This is a genomic window from Microbulbifer mixtoriginis (SeqCode) (assembly GCF_052468275.1).
In genome coordinates, this window is sequence record NZ_CP174341.1 from 4,784,221 (window position 1) to 4,807,731 (window position 23,511).

Sequence of the window (23,511 nt, forward strand, 5' to 3'; positions counted from 1 at the left end):
TTAAGGATAAAGACCTCAAAAACCACAACTACTCTTTTACAATAACAATCAACACTATAAAACCAGATTCCATCTACTAGTTGGCAGCAGTTCCTCCTACTCTCCAAGCATCCACTGATTCAGCTTTACCCTATGCTATTAGTTACTCACTTTTGCACTGATACAATGGTTTAGTCACTGGATTTGTTCAAGGGAAGCAACCCAACTAAAGAAAGGCGCCAATGGCCCAGCAAAACCAATTCACCCTTTTTACCAAGCGCCGCTTCCTGCCACTGTTTCTCTCATTGATCAGTGCCGCCTTCAACGACAATATTTTCAAAAATGCACTCCTGGTGATGCTGGCATTTCGTCTGGCGGAGTCCGAGGCCAATGCCTTAATCAATCTCGCAACGGGCTTTTATATACTGCCGTATTTTCTCTTTTCGGTAACGGCCGGCCAGCTAGCGGATAAATATGACAAGAGCCGAATTATCAGGATATTGAAGTTAGCGGAAATATTTTTTGTCTTGCTGGGAGCCTATAGCCTTATTTATAACAACCAAATCCTGAACTTTATTGTGTTGTTTTTAATGGCAACACACACCGCTATATTCAGCCCTGTGCAGTATGCCCTACTACCCCAACACCTCAAGCGCAGCGAGTTGATGGGAGGCAATGGATTGGCACAGATGGCTTCCTTTGCCGGGGTGTTAGTCGGGACTATTGCCGGTACCCTACTCGCCGGTTACACAAAACCGGGCCAACCGGGACTGGAGGAATTGGGAGCCATCATGGTTGTGATAGCCGTCTTAGGCTATCTTGCCAGCCGAATGATCCCACAAGCACCCCCCCCGACCCCAGACTTACGCATCGACTGGAACCCCATATCCCAAGCTTGGCGTATAATGCGGCTAACGGTTAAGAATCCATCAGTTTTTTACGCTATTCTCGCCTGCTCCTGGTTCTGGCTGGTCAGTTCAGCCTATCTAGCACAGGTGCCCAGCCTCACCAAGAATGTACTAGGCGCGAGCGAGCCAGTTATCACCATTATTCTGTGCTGCCTATCCATTGGTGTGGCGGCGGGCTCCCTGATGTGCGAAGCACTCTCCAGAGGGCGCATCACATTTGGCATAGTACCTATCGGCGCCTTGGGGATCACTCTAGGTGGGCTGGGCCTCGGTATAACCACTGCACAGTTTGACACCTTGTCCGGGGCATCTATCAGCGAATACCTGCAAAGTGATGGCGCTTATGCCGTACTCATATATACCGCTTTACTGGGCATATTTGGCGGTATCTTCATTGTACCGCTTTATACAATCATGCAGGACAGGACCGACTACGCTGTGCGTGCGCAAGTCCTATCCCTAAACAATGTTTTAAACGCCCTATTTATTGTACTGATCTCGCTGCTTAGTATTTTTTTTCTCGACGTACTGAAAATTACAATTCCGCAGCTATTTATCCTGATGGCTCTGGTGAACTGTACAGTAATGGCTTTATTGTTTTTCAAACAACCAGAATTTATTGTGCACTTACTTGTGTGGCTTTCCTCGCATCTATTCGCCCGTACCTCCTACGGAGAACTCAAGCACATTCCCGCCACAGGAGCTGCATTGCTAGTCTGCAGCCCAGCAGCCCGGCTGGCGCCCCAACTGCTTATGGATACTCTACTGAGGCCGATTCGCTTTATTCTGCCCCAGGGGTTTAACCAATTTCCTTTGCTGCGATTTATTTTTAACAATTACAGTCTTGCGCCCATTTTTTACGACGCAACAGGAGATAAAGAGAAGTTCTCAGCTGAAATACGTCGAGCTGTAGGGAATGGTGAATTAATCTGCTTCTTTCCCGTTAAAGATCACTGTGACAGTGAATTTACTGATATTGAAAGACAACTAAAGGAGGTCTTAACCCATACGGCCACCCCCATATTCCCCCTTACTTTGAAGGGATTGCACGATGAGATTTCAGGCAGCTCCAATCATAAAAAAATGAGTTTTTTTCCCAAAGTACATATCAGCGTAGGGCAGCCTATTGCAGCGAAGGATATAAACAGATCAGCCTTAGCTGAGCAACTCAACCAAAGTGATACTTAATTCATCGATTTAACCAGTAGTCACTAACCACCAGTAAAAAATGTGCCTTATTCGAACCCCAAATTCAGAGTTTAATCTCGCTCAAGTCCAGCAACAGCTGCGAACTCCACACCCAAATAGGGTAATTGGCATATTCAGATTCTAAGTGGGGCTTCTTTAGCAAAAAAATACCCGCTTCTAGGAGCGGGTATTTTCAATACTTTCAGGCTGTGTTTTATTAAGCAACCTTAGCTGGAGCCTCAGTAGAAGCACTCCCCTTTCTCATCAGCCAAAGCGCTCCGATAAGCACCAAGGCTTGCAAGCCAATCCCCTGCCAAGTTGGGTAAATACCCAGCCAGTCGAAGCTAAACTGCACCGGCAGCGGTGAAATACCAATCCAGGCCGCCTCCTGCAACGCGGCAACCGCCTTGCCTGCAAGTACGAATGACAGTGCCAGCAATACATAAGTGGTCACGCTGAAGAATTTACCGATCGGCAGGCTTACCGAGTAACGCACTAGGGCAAAACCAATCACCGCCAGTAAAACTACACCAGCGCCAACCCCTGTCCACAAAGTGCCATAATGACCTGCAGAAGTCTGCGCCAGTAGAGATTGATAGAACAGGATGGTCTCGAAGATCTCACGGTAAACTGCGATAAATGCCAGCCCTGTAATACCCCAAAGGGCACCGGTACTCAGGCTGCGGTTGATGCTTTCACGGATATATTTCTGCCACTCGTCCGCTTGTGTTTTGCTATGCATCCAGAAGCCCACATAGAAGAGCACTACCGCGGCCAACAGGGCGGCCACGCCCTCCATCACCTCACGGCCGGCGCCACTAATGGTGATCAGTGTCTGCGCCGCAATCCAGGTGGCAAAGCCGGCGGCAAAGGCACCGACCCAGCCCACATGCACAAATTTGAGGGCATCGCGACGGCCAGTTTTTACCAGGATGGTAGTCAGAGCAATCACCACCAATAGCGCCTCCAACCCTTCACGCAGAAGAATCACCAGACTGGCAATAAATAGAGCAGCACCAGACAGGTTGCCCTCCTGCATTAGCGACTCCGCTTGAGCTAGTTGCTGCAGGATTGTCTCAATCTGCGCCCGAACCTGTTGGGGGTCGCTATCAGCGTGAAGTTGCGCGCGCAAACCCAGCAATTCACGTTCAGTGGCCAAGCGCAGGTCTGCATCCAGAGAGTTCAGGGAATTTTCCGCCATCTCAAAACCATCGAGATAGGCGCTGATTGCCAGTGTGCGAGCTTTGGCGAAGTCGCTCTGTTGATAGGCCCGTAGCGACGCCTGTAATTGTGTGCGCGCCACATCAATGGGAGTGCTGCCTACCGAAGCCTCTGCGGTAAACAGCACACTCGGATCAGCGCGTAGTGCCGCCACCGTCTGCGAGGAAATTTCCGGACGATCATTGCGCAGCACCTGTGGGCTATACATCACCATATCTTGCAAGCTAGGTTTCATTTCCGCAGCCGGGTCCCTTTCACCGGCAAATGCCAAGCCACCCACGTAAAAAGCGAGAGACCAGCGCTGCTGCTCGGTGAGATTAGCAAAAGCAGTCATGGCGGTGCCATCAATACCATTGCTGATCGCATCGTAAAGCCCCAACAGAGAACGATTAACAGCGCGCTCGTGCTCGTGGAAATTGGTCGGCGCAGGCTCCAGATTCGCCGCCAGGGGGCCGTCGCCGTGGCCCTCCACACCGTGACACGCAATACACTGGGCCTGATAGAGCGCGAGAGTCTCTTCAGTACTGACTAATCCACTTGGCAGTGATAATGCCGGAGCAATAGCTAGCAACCCCTGGCGCAAACTGACTGTGTGCACCTGCACTTCATCAATATCCGCTTTGCGCTGGATTGCCGCCTGTAAGGCCTGGGCCTCTGCGCGAATAACACTGGCCTCGGTGGAATCTTTTAGCTGCTGCCCACGGTCGATCAGCAGCCCGGCGAACTCCTCCATTTCAGCAAATTCGTCAGCATTGATTATCTTGCCTCCGGCCACAGCCTCCGGGTAATCAACGCCAATATACTCCGCCATTTGCATCAACTGGCGCAGTTCCTGATCTGAGAGCCCCCCTTGATGGGCCTGGACGGGGGTAATCGAAATGGCCAGCAACGCTATAAACAAGCAAGCCAGATAGTGGGAAAGGCGCATGGAGTGTCCTTTTCAGTTGCTACAAACAATATTCGTTATGGAGTGCACAATATTATTGATAATCATTCTCATAATAAACCCCATGCTTAAACTCACCTATATTCATTGAGTTGAAAAAGCCTTGCTTTTCAAATTGTGCACAATAAAATTGTGTGCAATGTAAAAAGCGGAGCACACCATGACAGACCTGTACTCAATCCCCGTAAAGACCGCCAGCGGCGAAACCACTTCCCTTGAGGACTACAAGGGCAAACTGATCCTTGTGGTAAACACTGCCAGCAAGTGTGGATTCACCAAGCAGTACAAAGGACTCGAAGCCCTCTACGATCAATATAAAGACCGCGGCCTAACCGTGCTTGGCTTCCCCTGTAACCAGTTCGGCAAACAGGAACCCGGCAGTGACGATGAAATCCAAGAGTTCTGTGAACTGAATTTTGGCGTCAGCTTTCCCGTTTACGCCAAACTCGATGTCAATGGCCCCACGGCTCACCCACTGTTTGTGGAGCTGAAGAAAAGAGCACCGGGCCTCCTTGGCACCGAAGGCATCAAGTGGAACTTCACCAAATTTCTGATCAGTAAGGATGGCAAGGAAATTAAACGCTACGCCCCAAAAGACACCCCTGAGTCCCTGCAGGAAGAAATCGAACGGATGTTGTAACTGTGATTTGCGACGAAGATTCCGAGCTGGCTCTCAACCGCCAGCTCTGTTTTGCCCTCTACGCTGCCTCCAGGGCTATGACGAAAGCCTATCAGCCCATGCTGCAAGACCTGGGCATCACCTACCCCCAGTACCTTGTGTTGATGGTGCTCTGGGAGTGGGCACGTGAAGATGAAAACTACGAAGTCGAAAAAGACGGAAAGGATAATGAGAGAAGCCTCGGCGCTCTCGGGCAGCGCTTGATGCTCGATTCCGGCACCCTCACCCCCCTCTTGAAGCGCATGCAAGAACATGGACTGGTAGAGAGAAAACGCGCTCCATGGGATGAACGGGTCACCCTAGTGGCGGCCACCAGTGCTGGTCTGGCATTAAAGCCACGGGCCAAGCAGTGGGTGCAGCAAAACATCCAAAACTCAGCCATTACTCGTACTGAGGTGGAACAGCTTCACAGTGACCTCTGGCAATTTCTAAACAAGCTGGAAGGCAGCAATCCCATAGGGACTGCAAAGTAGAAACAATATTTTCCTCATCGCCCCCGGGATCCTTCATCCTTGGGGCAAACACCCCAAGAGAGAAAACAAGCCAACAAATAGCATAATTATTAGGACGTGATTACCCATAAAAAACGATTTTAATGAATATTTAGGATGAGCATTGACCTCAAACTTAAAAAACCTCCATAATATGCGAAATCCAGTCCGCTGCCGGTATCGCCACACATGAAGACTGACAACTGTACTTTTCAGCCTCGCCATTTCGCCCTAGCTTCCTCGCTACGACTGCCCTTGCGCGGCATATAATTTTTCTCCCCCCCACCCTCAACAGAATTCCCAACTTTATTTGGACGTTGCGTAGACAGCGGCGAAGCCCCTTGTTTAGCCTCGAAACAAATAAGGAGAAAAAACAGAAATGAGCACCAAAAAAGATAAGTTAGTCATTTTTGATACCACTCTGCGCGATGGAGAGCAGAGTCCCGGCGCCTCTATGACCAAAGAGGAGAAGGTGCGCATAGCCCGTATGCTGGAACGCATGCGTGTAGATGTGATTGAAGCTGGCTTCGCCATTGCCAGCCCCGGAGATTTTGAAGCTGTTCAGGCGGTTGCCGAAGCCGTGACCGAGTCTCGTATCTGCAGCCTCGCTCGCGCCGTCAACGCCGATATAGTGCGCGCCGGAGAGGCCCTGAAAAAAGCCAACGCCTCGCGTATTCACACATTTATCGCCACCTCCCCAATTCATATGCAGTACAAGCTGCAGATGGATCCGGAGGATGTGCTGCAGCAAGCGGTGAAAGCCGTAAAGACCGCGCGCCAGTTTACCGACGATGTTGAATTCTCTCTGGAGGATGGCAGTCGCTCTGAACCGGAGTTTATGTATCGCATTATCGAGGCGGTGATCGCCGCCGGTGCCGGCACTATCAATATCCCCGATACTGTCGGTTATGGTGAACCGGGCGAGTACGGTGCCATGTTCCGCCGGGTTATCGAGAGTGTCCCCAACTCCGACAAAGCCATCTTTTCTACCCACTGTCACAACGACCTGGGTCTGGCAGTGGCCAACTCCCTGTCGGCCGTTATGAACGGCGTACGCCAGGTAGAGTGCACCATCAACGGCTTGGGTGAGCGCGCCGGCAACGCCTCTCTGGAAGAAATCGTGATGGCGGTACAGACCCGCCAGGATCTCTACCCGGTACACACCGGCATCGACACCAGCCATATTGTGCCCACCTCACGCATGGTCTCGTCGGTAACCGGCTTCCCAGTACAACCCAACAAGGCCATTGTCGGTGCCAACGCCTTCGCCCATGAGTCCGGCATCCATCAGGACGGGGTACTCAAACACCGCGAAACCTACGAAATCATGCGTGCCGAAGATGTGGGCTGGGGGCAAAACCGCCTGGTGCTCGGTAAACATTCCGGCAGAGCCGCGGTACGTGCCCGCTATGAGGAGCTGGGCATCGCCTTTAGCGATGGCGAAGAGTTCCAACTGGTATTCCAGCGCTTTAAGGAACTGGCCGATAAGAAGCACGAAATTTTCGACGAGGACCTGCACTCTCTGGTGGCCCTGCGCGAGGAACCCGCCGAGCGCTTCAAGCTGCTCGACCTGGACGTACGCACTAAAATCGGCAGTGCGCCACAAGCCTTTATCGAACTATCCATCGATGGTGTGCCCCACCAGACTGAGGCTCAAGGCGGCGGACCGGTAGATGCCACTTTCAAAGCTATCGAGCATATCGTAGATAGTGGTGCAGATTTAAAACTGTATTCCGTCAACGCCGTCACTCAGGGAACAGATTCCCAGGGCTCTGTCACCGTGCGATTGGAGAGAGATGGCCGTCTTGTCAATGGTGTTGGCGCCGATACCGATATTTTGATTGCCTCGGCACAAGCCTACCTGGATGCGTTAAACTTGCTCGCCATCAGTGAGAGTAAGAAACAGGGCGTGTAAGTGAACGAGCTGCAGCGAGCGGAATATCTATCGGTACTGGGTATAGCCAGCTATGTGCCGCGCTTTGTATTACCGCTCGCTCCCGAGCCCCGCCAGGCCAAGCTGCCGCCGGCGGAGCCGGATGCCGCTACTGACCAACCGCTGCCGTTACCTTTCAACCCCCTGCCGCAGTCTGCGGCACAGATTGTTGACGCACCGGCAACCAAAGAGCGTGATACTGTCGCGGCGGAGATCAACGCACTAACTAGCGCGACAAAAGCACAGGCTCCGGCAAAACCTACTATTGCCATACCGGTGGCGGCGCCGAGCCAGCCAGTGAAACCCTTTGTACTCAACTGCTGGCGTCTCGGCGAAACCCTGCTGGCAGTAGACAGCCACGAGCCCGGTGCCGCACTGCCACTGGAGGCTCTTTTCGGCAATATCGTTCGAGCGCTTAACTGGCACGAGCTACCGCGCCAGCAAGAGCGTCTGCATTGGCCAATGGCAGAAAACCGCTTCGGCCCGGCGGCAGACGCCTCGGAGGCCCGCGATACCTTTTCCAGTTGGCTGGAGGCCTCCTGCTCGCGCTATCCAGTGCGGTCGATCTGGTTGATGGGGCAAGAGGCACAGGAATTCTGTACACCTCAGCCTCTGGAAAGCGATATCAACCACTGGGATGGTATACGCATCCTTCCCATGCCCAGTCTGTCGCAACTGCTACAACAGCCCCAACGCAAGCGCGAACTCTGGCAGCTGCTGCGCAAAGCCTATCCCGCAGAGACCCGCGCTCAATGATGTTGTCCAACACCAAATTGGATTTACGCCTCGCTGAGGAGACTGACTGTGCCGCTCTGGCCAATCTGGCGCTCAGTGCCCACAGCCACCCCTGGAGTGAGACACAATATCTGCAGAGCCTAAAAGCCGGGCACCAGTGCTGGCTACTCAACAGCGGCAGTGAGACTGTCGCCTGCTGTGTAATCAGCCAGCTGTTTGACGAAGCGGAAATTCTCGATGTGGCCGTGGTACCCCAGTGGCGCCGGCATGGCTTGGCGGAAACGCTGTTGCGCCGCCTTATCGACGAGCGACACAAAGATATCCGGCGGCTATTGCTGGAGGTGCGGGCCTCCAATCTCGCCGCGCAGTCACTCTATCGCAAACTGGGTTTTTCTGAGGATGGCTTGCGCAAGAATTACTATCCCGCGGAAAACGGCAAACGCGAGAATGCTGTACTCATGAGCCTCGCCCTGGCAGAGCCGCAACCGTAGCTTAAAACAGTCAGCGGGCGTTTTTGGCCCAAATTTCTCGCCGTGCCATCCCACGCAGTTTTCCGCAGGGGATGCTGCCGAACCATATCTTCATTGCCTGAGCAGTATCAGAAAATCTGCCCAAACAACCGATTTGTTGGAAAGAGTTATCGAATGTCGCTATCTAAAAGCAGTCCCTCACTCCTAGAAGGCTCGGTTTCCGGCCACCTGCAGAGACTGGCTCTGCCCATGGTGTGGGGTATCCTCGCGGTAATGTCCTTCAATATCGTGGATACCTATTTTGTCTCACAGCTGGGCAGTGCCCCTCTAGCGGCTATGAGCTTCACCTTCCCGGTTGTGATGGTCATCAACAGTTTCTCCATTGGTCTCGGCGCCGGCACCTCCTCCGCGGTAGCCCGTGCCTACGGTGCTGGAGATGTAGGGAATGTGCGCAGATTAGTAACAGACGCCTCGGTATTGGCGCTCCTCATTTCTCTGCTGATTACTGTCGCCGGCCTGTTGAGCATTCGCCCCCTGTTTTCCCTGCTCGGTGCCAGCGAAGAGCTGATGCCACTGATTGAGGACTACATGGTGCCCTGGTACATCGGCACCATCTTCGTGATAGTCCCCACCATTGCCCTTTCGGCTCTGCGCGCAATCGGCAACAGCGCGCTGACCGGTCGAATCATGGTGGGGGTGGCCCTGTTCAATGTGATCCTCGATCCTATTCTAATTTTTGGCCTGCTAGGGTTTCCCCGGCTGGAATTACAGGGCGCAGCGATCGCCACTGTCATCGTGCGCGCCATCAGTTTCTTCTTCGCCTTCTATTACTTGATCCGCCGGGAAAATCTTGTGGCCGCGCCCCAATGGCACTTCGGTACCCTAGTCGAATCCTGGCGCAAAGTCCTCGCCGTGGGGCTGCCGGCGGTACTCACCAATGTCATTATCCCCATGGCCGGCGGTGTTGTAGTAGCACTGGTGGCCGTACACGGCGACGAGGCCGTGGCCGGACTCGGCGTGGCCCTGCGTATCGAGCCGGTCGCCCTGATTATTTTTTATGCACTTTCTGCAGTCGTCGGCCCCTTTATGGGACAAAACGCCGGGGCCGGCAACACCGACCGGCTGCGGGAAACCGTCAGTGTACTGGCGCGCTTCTGCCTGATACTGGGGACGGGGTTGGCGGTGTTGCTTTATTTGATCGGCGAGCCAGTAGTGCGCTTGTTCAGCGACTCCCCAGAAGTTATCGCCGTGGCTGTCGCCTACCTGAGCCTGGTGCCGTTCAGCTATGCCGGTTACGGTTTTGTAATGTCGGCCAATGCCGCCTTCAACGGCCTGGGTCGGCCATTGCCTGCAACCATGATCTCGTTCCTGCGGGTACTCGGTATCTATCTCCCCCTAGCGTGGGTCGGCAACTATTTCTGGGGCATGACCGGATTGTTTGCCGCTACCGCCGCATCCAACCTGTTGCTCGGCGCCCTATCCTGGTGGTGGCTGCGCCACGATACCAGCAAGCGCAGTGCGGAAGTCGACACAACAGAACCCCTATCGGCCAGTTAATTTCAGTTCAGGAAAACACAAGCGACAGCCTCATTGCGCAACTCTCCCGTCCATGAGGCTGCCTCTTGTTCAACTTTACAGCGCTGTATTTCACTCTGCCGCCTTCATAATGAATTATCCGCCACATTAGTGAGCTTGCATATTACTTCCCACTTTGCACGTTAGTTTCAGCCGTAGCCGAACCCAGAGTCTGGTCACGCCTACTTACTCCGCAGCAAGGACGGTGATTTATGCAAGAAAAGGAAAGTGCACCGCTTCGCTGGCAACTGTGGCGCAACACAGTCCTGTCAGCTCTGCTCTCGACCCTGGTTTCAACAAGCCTAATGGGCTGCGATCAGGACGACCCCGATACCCCTCCAAAAGATGATCCCGGAGATAACGGCGGCGGTGACAACGGGAACCACGAGCCCTGGATTCTGAACACCACTGGCGTCCGCGCACCCTATATCTACGAAAGCGATAGCAACGAACAGGTATTGGTGAACATCCAGAGTGTGGAGTCAGTCATGGTGGACGGCAAAGATTACGCTCTGATAACGGCGACAGGCATCCCCGATTACGAAACCGAAATCACTGACAACCTATACGATTGGCTGATCAATCGCCCCAAGGCCGCCACTGATTTCGTCAGCGGTAGCCCCATTGTGCAGGTTGGCGATGTCGTCAGCTTTGGCCAGGATATCGGCTACCGCAGTAACACGCAGAGTTGTGCTACGAATGCGGGATACGGCTACTGGCCTCCCGGTCCCGTATGCCCTGAGAACGTCTCTCATCAAGGCTACTTCCCACTGGCACCAGAAATGTCCGATGAAAGCTGTGAAAGCGGGCTTGGAGCACAGGGCTACTGGGTCAACGGCACTTCCATCTATCAGTGGAGCGATGGCCAGGTAGTGGATGGCACTTGGCACACCTTGGCACCGGTGGCAGAAAAGTACGATGTAGATATCTGCGGAGGCCATGCGGCTAGGGGGGATTACCATCACCATTTTTACAGCGGCTGCCTGGCGGATCTGGTTGGGGACTCAGGCGGTACTCACTCCCCGATTTACGGCTTTACCGCCGATGGCTATCCCATCTACGGCCCCTGGGAAGCCGATGGAGAGCTGGCCATAAGCAGCTGGGCCATTCGCAATTACGACGACCCCAGCGCACCGAGTGGTTGCGGCATAGCCGGGGAGCGCAGCTGCTTGTTGATCGATGAGTACGATTTCACTAAAGGCACTGAAGTACTAAACAATAGAGGTCCCAGCACCAGTGATGTTTTCACTTCTCTATCGGGCAATACGTTTATTACCAGGTCTGGTTTTTTCTATGAGGATTATTATTGGGACAGCGTCCTTACTGCGCTCGGCGGTGCCCATCTGGATCAATACAACGGTCACAGCGATAGTGAACGCGGTTACCACTATCACCTCACCGTGACCCAGGCCGAAGACGGGCAGCTTATTCCGGCCTTTCCCTATACCTTCGGGCCGCGCTTCTACGGTAAGCTGGATAGCCAGACGATCGTCAGTGTCTGTTCCGATGAGGTCGGGGGCGGTACTCCGCCGGGACCCCCACCAAGGTAAGCCGAAACACCTTAAGGTTTTGCATTTATTTTTAAGCGCTGCTGCAATTAAACCGCGCTGCGGGATTCCCCCACAGCGTGGTGGCAATCTCACCCGCACAACTGTCACTACGCTTGAAGACTATTCCCCAAGGCAAACTTTGCAAAATTTAACAGTGCCGATCTCTGCCAGAGAGCGGCATCATATTTTTTTCATCGCGTTAAAAAATCGGCAGAGGGGGAATGAATGGCTTCCCCATACCCATTGGGGAGAAAGGTTTTTGCAGACATAGACGCTTTCACGCAATGGTCTGTTTTAGCGCAATAGTGAAAGGCATTTCTCATCGGGAAAACCAGCTGCGCAAGTCTGCATATTGTCCATATTTTGTCCTCTTTTCTTCAGTACTTTCAGGTGGCTTCTCCTTTGATGTCAGGGTTACCCATGAAAAGAATAGAAATGCTCCTCCCGGACCAGCGCTCGCTTTTATCCTGCGCCATCGCCCTTACACTGATCACCGGTGCCTTACAGGGATGCGGTGGCGGAGGGGGTTCTTCCTCTGATACAGAAATCAGCAGCGAGGGCAGTGACTCCTCAACCGGCAGCGACAGCGGTGATGACAGCAGTGGGGACGAAGACACTGGAGGAGCCGACAGCAGTACGGAAGACACCGGGGTCTGGGTCGTCAATACCACCGGAGAGCGCGCGCCCTATATCTACGAGAACAACAGTAATGAGCAAGTTCTGGTCAATGTGCAGAGTGTTGAATCCATTACTGTAAGCGGCAAGGAATACACCCGGGTATCCGCGAGCGGAATTCCCGACTACGAAATTCTGATCACCGAAAATATCCTCAGTGCCCTGCTCACCCGCCCCAAGGTTAACAGTGATTTCCTAAACGGCAGCCCCAATGTGCAAGTGGGTGACTTCATCAGTTTTGGTCAGAATATCGGTTATCGCAGCAACGCCTCCTGTGGTGCCGAAGCAGGCTATGGCTTTTGGCCCCCCGGCCCCGTCTGCCCGGAGAATGTCTCGCATCAGGGCTACATCCCCAAATCCCCGGAAGCTGCAACAGAAGACTGTGAAACTAGCCTTGGCGTGCAGGGCTACTGGGTAAATGGCACCTCTATCTATCAGTGGAGCGACGGCCAGTCTGTCAACAACACCTGGCACACCCTAGCCCCTCTGGCCGAAGTCTATGATGTGGATGTCTGTGGTGGTCATGCCGCCAACGGTGATTACCATCATCATTTCTACAGCGACTGCCTGGCAAATCTGGTGGGGGATGTAGGTGATGCCCACTCACCAATTTATGGTTATACCGCCGATGGCTACCCGATTTACGGGCCCTGGGAAGGCGACGAACAATTGGCAATAAGCAGCTGGGCAATACGCGACTACGACGATCCCAGCTCAGAAACCGGTTGTGGCGTCGCCGGCGAGCGCTCATGCCTATTGGTTGACGAATACGACACTAGCAAGGGCGTTGCAAATACCAACAATACCGGCCCATCCACCAACGGCAGTTATACCTCCCTATCCGGTAACGAATTCGATACTACGGCCGGCTTTTTTTACGAGGACTATTACTGGGATCCTGAACTGTTAGCCCAGGGTGGTGCATACCTGGACCAGTACAACGGCCATACAGATGAAGAACGCGGCTACCATTATCACTTGACTGTCACACTTAGCGATGACGCCCAATTGGTGCCCGCATTCCCCTTCACTTTTGGACCACGCTTTTACGGAAAACTGGATGAGCAAACCATTGTAAACCGGTGTTCTTCAACCATTGGGCGCTGATATCGAGCATCATTAAAGGCGAACTTTCTATGAAAATAATCGGGTATTTTCTTATTGGCTCCCTCTTCGGTCTGATGGTATCGGGCAGCCCCGCACTGACCGCCCAAGCCAACCCCCACGCCGGCCACAACGGCGATCAACATCCGGTCATAGAGATACCCGTGCATATAGCCGTACCGAGAATTGAACTGGACATCAGCAGAGATAGCCTGTCCGGTTTCAATTTACATATCGGCTACGACCGCTTCGAACTGGAATCCCCCCGCTACGCCAGCAATAAGCCACAGCGTTTCCTCGAAGGGCACGCACACCTCTACATCAATGGGGAAAAAATACAGCGCCTCTACGCCGCCGACGTGCATCTGCCAAAAAAACTGCTGAAGCCTGGCTTCAACCAAATCACAGTGACTCTCAATGCGCACGACCACAGTACCTGGAGTCGCGGGGGCAAGCGGGTTTTGGCAACTCTATTTATTCAGCGCGACAGAGATAACTTTGTCCTGCACCATTTTTCCACATCGCCTTTATCTCAGGGTGAAAGGAGAGAAGAAAGTAAGAGGCCACGAGATTTAGCGCACATTAGCCAGTAAGCCGCTGGAGGTTTTCCCGCTGTATTTATTCAGCGCAATTTTTCGCAAAGTACCTGAACTGCTTTGTATTCTTGGTCATAAACAGTAAGTAATTGGCCACTGAGATTGCCTCCCCTTTTGCTGTAAGTGTACGCTTGGAGAATCATCCGAACGGGCAAAGCCCAAAATGGTGGAACGGGAGAGTCCGCATACCCACTGTCCGTAGGAAGGACTGCTAGAAAGATGTCGTTAAATATTCGCAACAAACTCAGCCTGGCTTTTTTACTCACCACGGCGATTACTGTCGGTGGTATGTTTATTTTTTTCCAGTGGAGTTTCAGCCACGGTTTTCAGGCTTATATGCGTGCACAAGAGTTGCGCGATGTGGAAGGACTGGTCCAGGCACTGGAACGCTTTTACCGTCGTAAGGGCAGCTGGAAATCTCTAGAAGCGAATGGCTCCGAGTGGATTGACCTGCACAGACAAACAATCTTTCGTCGCTTCGACCGCTTACCGCCACCCCCACCACCTGATGGCAGGCCACCGCGAGGCATGTTCGGGCCAGGCCATCGCCCGCCTATGGGTAACCGCTTGGGGCCACGCCTAAGCCTTTTTGACAGTGAAAAGCGACTCGTAATTGGTCGACCAGCACCGGAAAAAGAATTGCTCTATCAGCCAATTAAAGTAGCAGATAAAACTGTTGGCTACCTCACTATCAATCCACCGCCCGAGCTCTCCAATAATTATGAACAGGGTTTTATCCAGGAGTTATCCCGCACTTTTGCGCTGATCTCCATCGCCACTTTTCTCGTTGCCCTAGCCATTGCCCTACCCCTGGCCTGGCAGCTGGTACGCCCTATCCAACGCCTGGCCGAAGCCACCCACCGCCTCACTTCGGGAGATTATAAAACCCGAATTGATATCGAGCGGCGCGACGAACTTGGCCAGCTGAGTGCAGACTTCAACCGCTTGGCGGCAACCCTAGAGGCCAACGAGCACGCACGCAATCGCTGGATGGCCGATATCTCCCATGAGCTGCGCACTCCACTGGCAGTACTCAAAGGGCAAATTGAAGCCCTGCAGGATGGTGTACGCACCGCCACACCGGAAAATCTCAATATTTTGCACGATAAAATTCGCCAGCTCAGCCGCTTGATAAACGACCTCTATGAGCTTTCGCTATCCGATGCCGGGGCCTTGAACTATTGCAAATCCGACCTCTCATTGGGCCCATTGCTGATCAAGGTAGTTGAGGATTTTCACAGTGCCTTTGCCGAGAAAAATATCGATTTGCAATTGCAGTGTGAGTTGGCCGAAAACAAACTAATTTACGCTGATGAGGCACGTCTACAACAATTGTTTGGCAACCTCCTCACCAATAGCTTGCGTTATACCGATAGCGGTGGCCAACTTAAAATACATGCCCGCGCGGAAGCGCAAACGGCTATTATCACCTTTGCTGATTCCTCTCCGGGAGTCACCAGTGCAGATATGCCTCATCTTTTCGATCGTCTCTATCGCACCGAAGTCTCGCGCAGCCGAGAAACCGGGGGGGCGGGCCTGGGGCTGTCGATTTGCCAGAATATTGTCCAAGCCCACGAGGGCAGTATTTCCGCTGGCCCGTCTCGCCTGGGCGGCCTGGAAATTAGTATTTATCTCCCTCTCAGCGAGAGGATCAAATGGTAGGAATAATGGGCGCAAGGATTTTAATTGTCGAAGATGAAATAGAACTGGCCAACTTGCTGCTGGATTACCTTGAAGCAGCTGGCTATCAGGCCGATATACTCACCAATGGCAATGAGGTCATCCCCCATGTCGAGGCCCAACCCCCAGACCTGATTTTGCTCGATCTGATGTTACCGGGGAAAGGCGGATTGGAGATCTGCACGGCAATCCGCCGCTACAGCAACGTACCGATTATTATGCTGACCGCCAGAATTGAAGAGGCTGACCGCTTGCGCGGCTTGGAAATTGGAGCGGACGACTATGTGTGTAAACCCTATAGCCCCAGGGAAATCGTGGCGCGGGTCAAAGCCGTTCTGCGTCGTACGCACAGTTCCGAGCAACAAAAACTCGGGGAGATCCAGCTGCAGCGCAACACCGGTCAACTGTTGATCGGGGGCCAAGACGTGGGCTTAACGGCCCTGGAATTTCATCTCTTCGAGCTTCTCTACAGTGAGCCCGGCCGTATTTTTTCCCGAGAACAAATCATGGATCGTATTTATTCCGACTACCGGGTAATCAGCGATCGAACTATCGATAGCCACATAAAAAAAGTGCGCAAGAAAATTGCGGCCTTGCTGCCGGATAAAGAATTAATCCATTCAGTTTACGGTGCGGGATACAAATTTGAGGTGCAGTAATTATTTCAGTGTAAACGCGTAGTACTCTGTATTTTGATAGAGCCGCAAAAGAGATGCTGGGAGCTGAGCTCCCAGCGATCAAATTACAAAGCCTCGGTGGCTTTCTGTAACCAGGAAGCCGTTTTTTCATTCACCAGAGGCGTAATGATCTTCCGCACACGCTGGTGGTAACAGTTCAACCATTGCAGCTCTTGCGCGGTGAGAAGTGTAGTATCAATCAGACTCCGATCGATCGGCGCCAGCGTTAATTCCTCAAACTGCAAAAAACCTTGGTAATCCACACTCTCTTTTACAAACACCAGGTTTTCAATACGAATACCGTATTGACCGGTGAGATAAAAACCCGGTTCATTGGAGAGAATCATACCGGGCTGTAACGGGGTATTGGTAACCGCTTTGCCGATACGCTGTGGCCCTTCGTGCACACTTAGGAAACTACCAACACCATGACCTGTTCCGTGGGCGTAATCCAAGCCGGCATCCCATAGAGATCTACGTGCAATCGCATCGATCTGCTCTCCACAGGTACCCTGCGGAAAGCGTAGGGTAGCGATGGCAATATGTCCTTTGAGCACACGGGTAAAGTGCTCTCGTGCAAGTGCAGGAATTTCTCCCAGGGCCACTGTACGAGTCACATCCGTGGTGCCATCGGGATATTGAGCGCCCGAGTCGCACAGGAAAATTCCCTCAGGAGCCATCGGCAAGCTCGACTCCTCGCTCACCCGGTAGTGCACTATGGCACCATTGGGACCATAGCCCGAAATAGTTTCAAAGCTATTGCCGCGAAAGCCTTCGCGCTGCTGACGCTTGCTGTAAAGCAGCTTCACCGCAGCCAGCTCATCCAAACCTTCTGCCACTGCAGTGGGCAGTTCGGCTAGGAATTCACACAGCGCTGCACCATCACGCTCATGCGCTGCCCTGGAGCCCGCCAGCTCTACGGAATTTTTACACGCCTTGGCCTGGGTCACAGGGTCACGCTCCAATAGCAATTGTAAATCCAGAGCGCGTAGCTGCTGCAGAGTCCAACAGTTACTAATTGTGGGGTCTACCCAAATCCTGTTCACGTGGCGGCGGCGCAGACCTTCAAACAGCTGGCCCTTCTCGGTTACCACCATCACTTCCCGATTAAGGTGCTCCAAAAGCCCCTCACCAACTGCCGGTTCGGCCAGATACAAAATTGCGCTGCCGTCTCTGAAGAGCACTCCACTGGATAGTGCTACAGGTAAATGGGGAATGTCGTCTCCACGAATATTGAACAGCCAGGAACAGCTCTCGGGATTTGCCAGCCATAGAGCATCTACACGCTTTTCGGCGAGAAGAGTGGCGATGCGCTGGCGCTTTTCACCGGAGTGCTCACCAGTAAACACATAGGGGTGGGGGCAGGCTTGGCCACAGGGAGATGCTGGCCGGTCGAGCCAAATCGTATCAATGGGATTCTGTTCCAAGGGCTTTAGGGCAATATCTCGTTCACCCAAATACTCTTTCAACAGCGCCAACCCCGGGTCCGTATGCAGGAGAGGATCAAAGCCCAGAGACTGACCCGAGCGCAGCTGATCACCCACCCAACGGGCAATAACCTCGCTATTTAGATCCTCCAGGGCTATGGGCAGGTCTCCCAATTGCTGCTGGCCTTGCAGGGTATAGCGACCATCTACAAAAAGAGCAGCTTTATCCAGGCCAATCACCGCCATGCCCGCAGATCCAGTAAAGCCAGTAATCCAGGCCAAACGCTCATCTGCTGCGGGCACATATTCATTCTGATACTCATCGGCGCGGGGAACCAGGAAAGCCTCCACGCCCTGTCGCCGCAACTCCTCCCGCACTCGCTGTAATCGTTCCTGACTCATACTTCCCCCATGGTTTTCCAGCACCCGAGCCACTTCTGCAGCCCCATGCTTAGTCACTGTTCTTTGTGATGACCTTGACTCGACTAAAAAGTCGAATTTATTCAAAAAGATGTTCTGGAGTGCCAGCAGTGCTGGCAGCTCCGCCTATTGACACTGCCGAAATGGTTTTTATGCCCCAATTTCAGAGGCCAATTTCGCAGTATACCCCACCCTTGTATCAGCGCCGGCGTGTATAATGCAGACCTGTTTTTATTCCGAATATCGAGTGATCGAATCTTAAAATATGGGCCAGAGTTCTTCCCTGGCGGGCTACGCCGGCCGCCGCACCTTCGCTATTATTTCCCACCCGGACGCCGGTAAAACAACCGTGACCGAAAAGCTACTTTTATTCGGAAATGCCATTCAGCTGGCAGGTTCGGTTAAGGGGAAAAAAGGTCCTCACGCGCGCTCCGACTGGATGACCATGGAACAAGAAAGGGGTATCTCCGTCACCTCCTCGGTGATGCAGTTTCCCTACAAGGAGCGCACGGTTAACCTGCTGGACACCCCCGGGCACGAAGACTTCTCCGAAGACACCTACCGGGTACTCACTGCAGTCGACTCTGCGCTGATGGTGATTGACGGCGCCAAGGGTGTCGAAGACCGCACCATCAAATTGATGAATGTGTGCCGACTGCGCACTACGCCGATTCTCTCCTTTATCAACAAACTGGATCGGGATATTCGCGACCCCATCGAAGTGATGGATGAAATTGAAGAAGTCTTGAATATCCAAGCCGCCCCCATCAATTGGCCACTGAGCTCCGGTAAAAATTTTAAAGGGGTATACAACCTCTACACCGATACAATTCACGTATTTACTCAAGGCCAGGGTCACACAATTCCCGACGATATCCAGATCAAAGGGCTCGACTCCGCTGAGGCCGATGAGCTACTCGGCGAATATGCCGAGGACATCCGCGAGGAAATCGAACTGGTACGCGGCGCTACCCACGAATTCAATCTGGAAGCTTATTTAGCTGGCGAACTGACTCCGGTATTTTTCGGTACAGCGCTTGGTAATTTTGGCGTACGTGAAATGCTCGATGGATTTGTCGAATGGGCCCCGGGTCCCCAGCCTCGCGCCACCCAGGAGCGCCAGGTAGAGCCAAACGAAGAAAAGTTCTCTGGTTTTGTGTTTAAGATTCAGGCCAATATGGACCCCAAACACCGCGACCGTATTGCCTTTATGCGCGTCTGTTCCGGTACTTATAGCCGTGGCATGAAAATGAAACATGTACGCATCGGCAAAGATATAAAAATTGCCGACGCCGTAACATTTATGGCTGGCGACCGAACCCACGTGGAAGAGGCTATTGCCGGCGATATTATCGGCCTGCACAACCATGGCACTATCCAGATCGGAGATGCCTTTACTGAAGGTGAGTCTCTAAAGTTTACCGGCATTCCCAATTTCGCCCCGGAGTTATTCCGTCGTATTCGCCTGAAAGATCCTTTAAAACTAAAGCAACTGCAAAAGGGCTTGCAGCAGCTCTCCGAAGAGGGCTCTACCCAGGTATTTTTCCCACTGGATAACAACGACATTATTGTCGGCGCCGTCGGTGTCCTGCAGTTTGAAGTGGTCGCCTATCGCCTCAAGGACGAATATAAGGTGGAAGCCATTTATGAAAATGTAAATGTAAATACTGCTCGCTGGGTGGAAAGCGAGAGCATGAAAGAGTTGGAAAACTTTAAACGCAAAGCAAGTACCAACCTCGCCATAGATGGCAGTGGACACCTGACCTACCTAGCGCCTACCCGTGTGAATTTGCAGTTGGCAGAGGAGCGTTATCCGGATATTCGCTTCTACGCCACCCGCGAACATTAACTTGGGTAGACTTTTCCTGAAATCGCTTGTCAGTTCCAGGATGTTTGAGCAGTAGACAGAGAGATCAATAATGAGTCAGCAGAAAGAATTACCGGAAGAAATGCCCCGCCTAGGCAACGGCCTGACCGCTGCTATTGGTAGGCTGCTGATCCGGCTGATGGGATGGCGCCTGGAAGGTAGCTTCCCTCCGGAAAAAAAAGTGATGGTGGCCCTGGCCCCGCACACTTCCAACTGGGATTTTGTCGTGGCCATGCCTTTTATCATGGCCTATAGGGTAAAAATTTCCTGGCTCATGAAGAAGGAAGCTTTTTTCTTCCCCTTTAAAAACCTCTTTATGTGGCTCGGTGGTGTACCCACCAATCGTGGTTCTGCAGGAGGCATCGCCAAACAGGTAGCTAGGCAATACCGCAATAACGAAAAAATGTGGGTCGGCATCACTCCCGAGGGAACTCGCAAGAAAGTCACCAAGTGGAAAAGTGGCTTCCTGCGAATTGCTTATGCTGCCGAGGTACCAATTTTACTGGTTGCCTGGGACTTTTCTCGCAAGCGCTTCTGCCTGGACTCCCTCTACCATCCCACAGGAAACCTGGAAGAGGATATGACGGAAATCCAGCGTCGCTTCAGTAAATACCAAGGGTTCCACCACAATATGCAAACCGATCTCTTGGAGGGCAGTGATTCCTCCCGTGATAGAATTCAGTAGCGATTTAACCCTTAGCACATATTTGATACTCGCCGCGGTGGCTTTCACCGCTGGCTTTATCAACGCCATCTCCGGCGGCGGAGGCCTGCTAACCCTGCCCACGCTCTTATGGGCTGGCCTCCCCCCCCTAGAAGCCCTCGGCACGAATAAATTCCAGGCCGTTTTCGGTACTCTCTCATCCAGCTTCAACTACTTTCGAAAAGGGCACTTACAACTGAAACCCCTGTGGCCGGGCTTGATAGCGGCCGTTTTTGGTTCCGCCCTGGGTACCTGGGCAGTCACCAAAGTCGGGGGAGACATACTCGATACACTACTGCCGATATTAATTATCGTCATCGCCCTCTACTTCGCATTTTCGCCGCGAATTTCTGATATTGACTCTAAATCCAGAATAAGCCCTGGGCTATTTAACATTCTAATTGGTGGCGGGATTGGTTTTTATGGAGGTTTTTTTGGTCCTGGAATAGGGGCCTTCTATGCCCTGGCATTCGCCGCTCTACTGGGTTACAACATGCGTAAAGCCACGGCATCAAGCAAACCACTGGTATTGGCCACCAATATCACCTCACTGGTTATATTTATACTGGGCGGATACTTTTCACTGATAGTCGGTATCACTATGGCGGGCACCCAGATTATCGGTGCAAGATTAGGATCTAATCTGGTCATTTCCCATGGAGCCAAACTGATTAAGCCTGTAGTTATTCTCGTTACTATGACCATCGCGATAAAATTACTGCTGGAGCCCTAGAAAGTGACCCTGTTCCTCACTCTGCTGCTGTCCTTCTGTGCTTTTGTCATTGTGATCTGGACATTAATGCATCTGCGCACTCCGCGATTTCGTATGGACAGAGCCAGCTTTATTAAAGGCCTGGAGGATGCCATCACCGGTCAGGCTAGCGAGAGTGAATGGCGTGCCCTAGTGGCGATACCAATGCGCCATGATCCTGAGCTGGAAGCAATGCGACTCAAGTGTCTCGAAATAGAAGAGCACGAGTCCAGTGATCACTCGCCCTATTTATTTACCGAGAAGGGGCTGGAACAACTGCGGCATATTCGCAGTAGGCTACTTATCAACACACCTAACTAACAACCTAGATCTTGAGTCAACGAGCTTTAATCAAGGATAAACATATGTTTAAACCACTACTGACCCTCACTGGGGCCTTTATTGCAACCACAGCGATCAGCATCGCCCAGGCGAAGCCACTACCCCAGGAAGATCTGTCCGTGGCAGAAGTATTGCGTGATCGCGCCCTGGCTTCTTCCGATGCCTATAGCATCGTTGAATCCTTGACGGTAGAAGTGGGCCCCCGTCGCGCAGGTACGGAAGGTGATCGGCGTGCAGTGGCTTGGGCCCAGGAAAAAATGAAATCCCTGGGGTTCGATCGGGTTTATACAGAGCAAATTGAAGTACCCCGCTGGACACGTGGACATGCCCACGCCCAGGTGGTTTCGCCCTACCCCCAACCACTGGTGGTGTCTTCCCTGGGCTATAGCGTAGCAACCCCCAAAGGTGGCCTTACTGCGGAAATCGTCGAGTTTCCCGATGTTGAAGCCCTACTGCAAGCCTCCCCTAAACAGGTAAAAGGGAAAATAGCCTTCATCAACAAGCGTATGGAAAAAGCTCGTACGGGTGAAGGCTACGGCCCTGCAGTGCAAGGGCGCAGTAAAGGTATGCGTGCAGCCGCTGAGAAAGGTGCTGCCGCACTGCTCCTAAGGTCCGTGGGCACAGACTCTGACCGCTTTGCCCATACCGGCATGATGTCTATTAATGATGTCGAAAACCCAGTTCCCGCACTGGCACTGTCAGCCCCGGATGCCAACCTTTTAGAAGCCATGTTGAAACGTGGCAAGCCGGTAGAAGTTAAGCTCGATATAGATAACCAGCGTCACAGTGATGGCCCATCATTTAACGTTATTGGAGAAATTACTGGCCGCGAGAAACCTGAAGAAGTCATGATTATTGGCGCCCATTTGGATTCTTGGGATGAAGGCACCGGAGCGCTGGATGATGGCGCCGGAGTCGCCATAGTAATGGAGACCGCTCGCCTGATTGCCGAGCTCCCCAAGCGTCCTCGCCGTACCCTGCGCGTAGTTCTCTTCGGCGCCGAAGAAATTGGCCTGGTCGGTGCCAAGCAGTATTTAGATGCACATCGTCACGAGCTGGATAATATTATTGCCATCTCTGAGTCTGACTTTGGCGCAGGTAAGATCTGGAGATTTGATACTCGTTTGCCTGAGAGTAAATTCGATATTGCCGACCAAATAATGCAATTACTAGCACCTCTTGGCATCGAGCGCGGACATAACAAATCCTATGGCGGACCAGACAGTAGTGTGTTTGTCGCCGAAGGAGTCCCTGCCTTCGGTCTCTACCAGGATGGTACCGACTACTTCGACTATCACCATACCCCTAACGATACCCTCGATAAGGTGAAGCCAGAGAACCTGCGCCAGAACGTCGCAGCCTGGGTGGTGATGTCCTTCCTTGCTACCGAGATGGAAGATGACCTCGGCCGAATTCCCTCAAAAATAAAAGAATAAACTAAGCACCTAACAACCACGACAAGAGCCTCCCCTGAGGCGGCTCTTTATACCTCACCTGCCAACTACCCTATTCGTACCATTCTCCAAGTTACCCACAACAGCAAGGCATATTTCTGTTTCCTGCTGATGACCATTCCATTAACAGGCTGTTACTA

19 protein-coding genes are annotated in these 23,511 nt (G+C 52.6%); 17 read left to right on the forward strand and 2 right to left on the reverse strand.

From position 1 onward, the window contains the following. The first annotated feature begins 221 nt into the window (after window positions 1-221). Complete coding sequence (locus tag ACJJIC_RS20870; RefSeq protein ID WP_444888008.1) at window positions 222-2,075, forward strand: MFS transporter; 1,854 nt, start codon at window positions 222-224, stop codon at window positions 2,073-2,075. Window positions 2,076-2,292: 217 nt separating this feature from the next. Here the strand turns inward: ACJJIC_RS20870 and ACJJIC_RS20875 are convergent, their stop codons facing one another. Then, the gene (locus tag ACJJIC_RS20875; protein WP_444908689.1) at window positions 2,293-4,224 is read right to left on the reverse strand and encodes a cytochrome c/FTR1 family iron permease; all 1,932 of its coding nucleotides are present in this window, start codon (window positions 4,222-4,224) and stop codon (window positions 2,293-2,295) included. Window positions 4,225-4,402: 178 nt separating this feature from the next. Between ACJJIC_RS20875 and ACJJIC_RS20880 the strand changes: the two genes are divergently transcribed. From ACJJIC_RS20880 to ACJJIC_RS20930, 11 genes are all read left to right on the forward strand, one after another. Then, the gene (locus ACJJIC_RS20880; RefSeq protein ID WP_444883748.1) at window positions 4,403-4,882 is read left to right on the forward strand and encodes a glutathione peroxidase; all 480 of its coding nucleotides are present in this window, start codon (window positions 4,403-4,405) and stop codon (window positions 4,880-4,882) included. Window positions 4,883-4,884: 2 nt separating this feature from the next. Further along, the gene (locus ACJJIC_RS20885) at window positions 4,885-5,394 is read left to right on the forward strand and encodes a MarR family winged helix-turn-helix transcriptional regulator (protein WP_444888006.1); all 510 of its coding nucleotides are present in this window, start codon (window positions 4,885-4,887) and stop codon (window positions 5,392-5,394) included. A 397-nt stretch (window positions 5,395-5,791) separates the two neighbouring features. Beyond that, a complete protein-coding gene (locus tag ACJJIC_RS20890; protein WP_444908688.1) occupies window positions 5,792-7,327 on the forward strand; it encodes a 2-isopropylmalate synthase in 1,536 nt (511 codons plus the stop codon). Next, the gene (locus tag ACJJIC_RS20895; protein WP_444908687.1) at window positions 7,328-8,101 is read left to right on the forward strand and encodes a uracil-DNA glycosylase family protein; all 774 of its coding nucleotides are present in this window, start codon (window positions 7,328-7,330) and stop codon (window positions 8,099-8,101) included. After that, window positions 8,098-8,571: a ribosomal protein S18-alanine N-acetyltransferase gene (gene rimI, locus ACJJIC_RS20900; protein ID WP_444888004.1), complete on the forward strand. Its 474-nt coding sequence runs from the start codon at window positions 8,098-8,100 to the stop codon at window positions 8,569-8,571. Before ACJJIC_RS20895 ends, rimI begins: the two co-directional genes overlap by 4 nt. A gap of 153 nt (window positions 8,572-8,724) precedes the next feature. Then, window positions 8,725-10,107 carry an MATE family efflux transporter gene (locus ACJJIC_RS20905; protein ID WP_252084538.1) on the forward strand — a complete coding sequence of 461 codons (1,383 nt, stop codon included), beginning with the start codon at window positions 8,725-8,727 and terminating at the stop codon, window positions 10,105-10,107. Window positions 10,108-10,337: 230 nt separating this feature from the next. Continuing rightward, window positions 10,338-11,675, forward strand: a complete 1,338-nt coding sequence (locus ACJJIC_RS20910; RefSeq protein ID WP_445357781.1) for a YHYH protein — start codon at window positions 10,338-10,340, stop codon at window positions 11,673-11,675. A 420-nt stretch (window positions 11,676-12,095) separates the two neighbouring features. Next, window positions 12,096-13,457 (forward strand): YHYH protein, encoded by a 1,362-nt coding sequence (locus ACJJIC_RS20915; RefSeq protein ID WP_444903847.1) that lies wholly within the window; start codon window positions 12,096-12,098, stop codon window positions 13,455-13,457. A 29-nt stretch (window positions 13,458-13,486) separates the two neighbouring features. After that, window positions 13,487-14,047, forward strand: coding sequence for a hypothetical protein (locus tag ACJJIC_RS20920; protein WP_444903846.1), 561 nt, complete (start codon window positions 13,487-13,489; stop codon window positions 14,045-14,047). Between the two features lie 222 nt (window positions 14,048-14,269). Further along, window positions 14,270-15,712 (forward strand): ATP-binding protein, encoded by a 1,443-nt coding sequence (locus ACJJIC_RS20925; protein WP_444903845.1) that lies wholly within the window; start codon window positions 14,270-14,272, stop codon window positions 15,710-15,712. Between the two features lie 5 nt (window positions 15,713-15,717). Beyond that, window positions 15,718-16,389 (forward strand): response regulator, encoded by a 672-nt coding sequence (locus tag ACJJIC_RS20930; RefSeq protein WP_444887998.1) that lies wholly within the window; start codon window positions 15,718-15,720, stop codon window positions 16,387-16,389. Window positions 16,390-16,472: 83 nt separating this feature from the next. Here the strand turns inward: ACJJIC_RS20930 and ACJJIC_RS20935 are convergent, their stop codons facing one another. Further along, complete coding sequence (locus ACJJIC_RS20935; protein WP_445357782.1) at window positions 16,473-18,236, reverse strand: aminopeptidase P family protein; 1,764 nt, start codon at window positions 18,234-18,236, stop codon at window positions 16,473-16,475. Window positions 18,237-18,519: 283 nt separating this feature from the next. Here ACJJIC_RS20935 and ACJJIC_RS20940 point away from each other — a divergent pair, with 283 nt between their 5' ends. The 5 genes from ACJJIC_RS20940 (at window position 18,520) to ACJJIC_RS20960 (ending at window position 23,353) form a co-directional block, all read left to right on the forward strand. Beyond that, window positions 18,520-20,103, forward strand: a complete 1,584-nt coding sequence (locus ACJJIC_RS20940; RefSeq protein ID WP_444908685.1) for a peptide chain release factor 3 — start codon at window positions 18,520-18,522, stop codon at window positions 20,101-20,103. A 70-nt stretch (window positions 20,104-20,173) separates the two neighbouring features. Next, a complete protein-coding gene (locus ACJJIC_RS20945; RefSeq protein WP_444908684.1) occupies window positions 20,174-20,806 on the forward strand; it encodes a lysophospholipid acyltransferase family protein in 633 nt (210 codons plus the stop codon). Continuing rightward, entirely contained in the window at window positions 20,778-21,557 is a 780-nt protein-coding gene (locus ACJJIC_RS20950; protein ID WP_444908683.1) for a TSUP family transporter, read from the forward strand. Before ACJJIC_RS20945 ends, ACJJIC_RS20950 begins: the two co-directional genes overlap by 29 nt. Window positions 21,558-21,560: 3 nt before the next feature. Beyond that, window positions 21,561-21,896, forward strand: a complete 336-nt coding sequence (locus ACJJIC_RS20955) for a hypothetical protein (RefSeq protein ID WP_444908682.1) — start codon at window positions 21,561-21,563, stop codon at window positions 21,894-21,896. A 44-nt stretch (window positions 21,897-21,940) separates the two neighbouring features. Continuing rightward, entirely contained in the window at window positions 21,941-23,353 is a 1,413-nt protein-coding gene (locus ACJJIC_RS20960) for a M20/M25/M40 family metallo-hydrolase (protein ID WP_444908681.1), read from the forward strand. Window positions 23,354-23,511: the final 158 nt, after the last annotated feature.

Excerpts from the sequence above, each read along its gene's own strand:
- ACJJIC_RS20870 (WP_444888008.1), top strand. The coding sequence starts at position 222 with ATGGCCCAGCAAAACCAATTCACCCTTTTTACCAAGCGCCGCTTCCTG.
- ACJJIC_RS20875 (WP_444908689.1), bottom strand. The coding sequence starts at position 4,224 with ATGCGCCTTTCCCACTATCTGGCTTGCTTGTTTATAGCGTTGCTGGCC.
- ACJJIC_RS20880 (WP_444883748.1), top strand. The coding sequence starts at position 4,403 with ATGACAGACCTGTACTCAATCCCCGTAAAGACCGCCAGCGGCGAAACC.
- ACJJIC_RS20890 (WP_444908688.1), top strand. The coding sequence starts at position 5,792 with ATGAGCACCAAAAAAGATAAGTTAGTCATTTTTGATACCACTCTGCGC.
- rimI (WP_444888004.1), top strand. The coding sequence starts at position 8,098 with ATGATGTTGTCCAACACCAAATTGGATTTACGCCTCGCTGAGGAGACT.
- ACJJIC_RS20905 (WP_252084538.1), top strand. The coding sequence starts at position 8,725 with ATGTCGCTATCTAAAAGCAGTCCCTCACTCCTAGAAGGCTCGGTTTCC.
- ACJJIC_RS20910 (WP_445357781.1), top strand. The coding sequence starts at position 10,338 with ATGCAAGAAAAGGAAAGTGCACCGCTTCGCTGGCAACTGTGGCGCAAC.
- ACJJIC_RS20915 (WP_444903847.1), top strand. The coding sequence starts at position 12,096 with ATGAAAAGAATAGAAATGCTCCTCCCGGACCAGCGCTCGCTTTTATCC.
- ACJJIC_RS20920 (WP_444903846.1), top strand. The coding sequence starts at position 13,487 with ATGAAAATAATCGGGTATTTTCTTATTGGCTCCCTCTTCGGTCTGATG.
- ACJJIC_RS20925 (WP_444903845.1), top strand. The coding sequence starts at position 14,270 with ATGTCGTTAAATATTCGCAACAAACTCAGCCTGGCTTTTTTACTCACC.
- ACJJIC_RS20930 (WP_444887998.1), top strand. The coding sequence starts at position 15,718 with ATGGGCGCAAGGATTTTAATTGTCGAAGATGAAATAGAACTGGCCAAC.
- ACJJIC_RS20935 (WP_445357782.1), bottom strand. The coding sequence starts at position 18,236 with ATGAGTCAGGAACGATTACAGCGAGTGCGGGAGGAGTTGCGGCGACAG.
- ACJJIC_RS20940 (WP_444908685.1), top strand. The coding sequence starts at position 18,520 with ATGGGCCAGAGTTCTTCCCTGGCGGGCTACGCCGGCCGCCGCACCTTC.
- ACJJIC_RS20945 (WP_444908684.1), top strand. The coding sequence starts at position 20,174 with ATGAGTCAGCAGAAAGAATTACCGGAAGAAATGCCCCGCCTAGGCAAC.
- ACJJIC_RS20960 (WP_444908681.1), top strand. The coding sequence starts at position 21,941 with ATGTTTAAACCACTACTGACCCTCACTGGGGCCTTTATTGCAACCACA.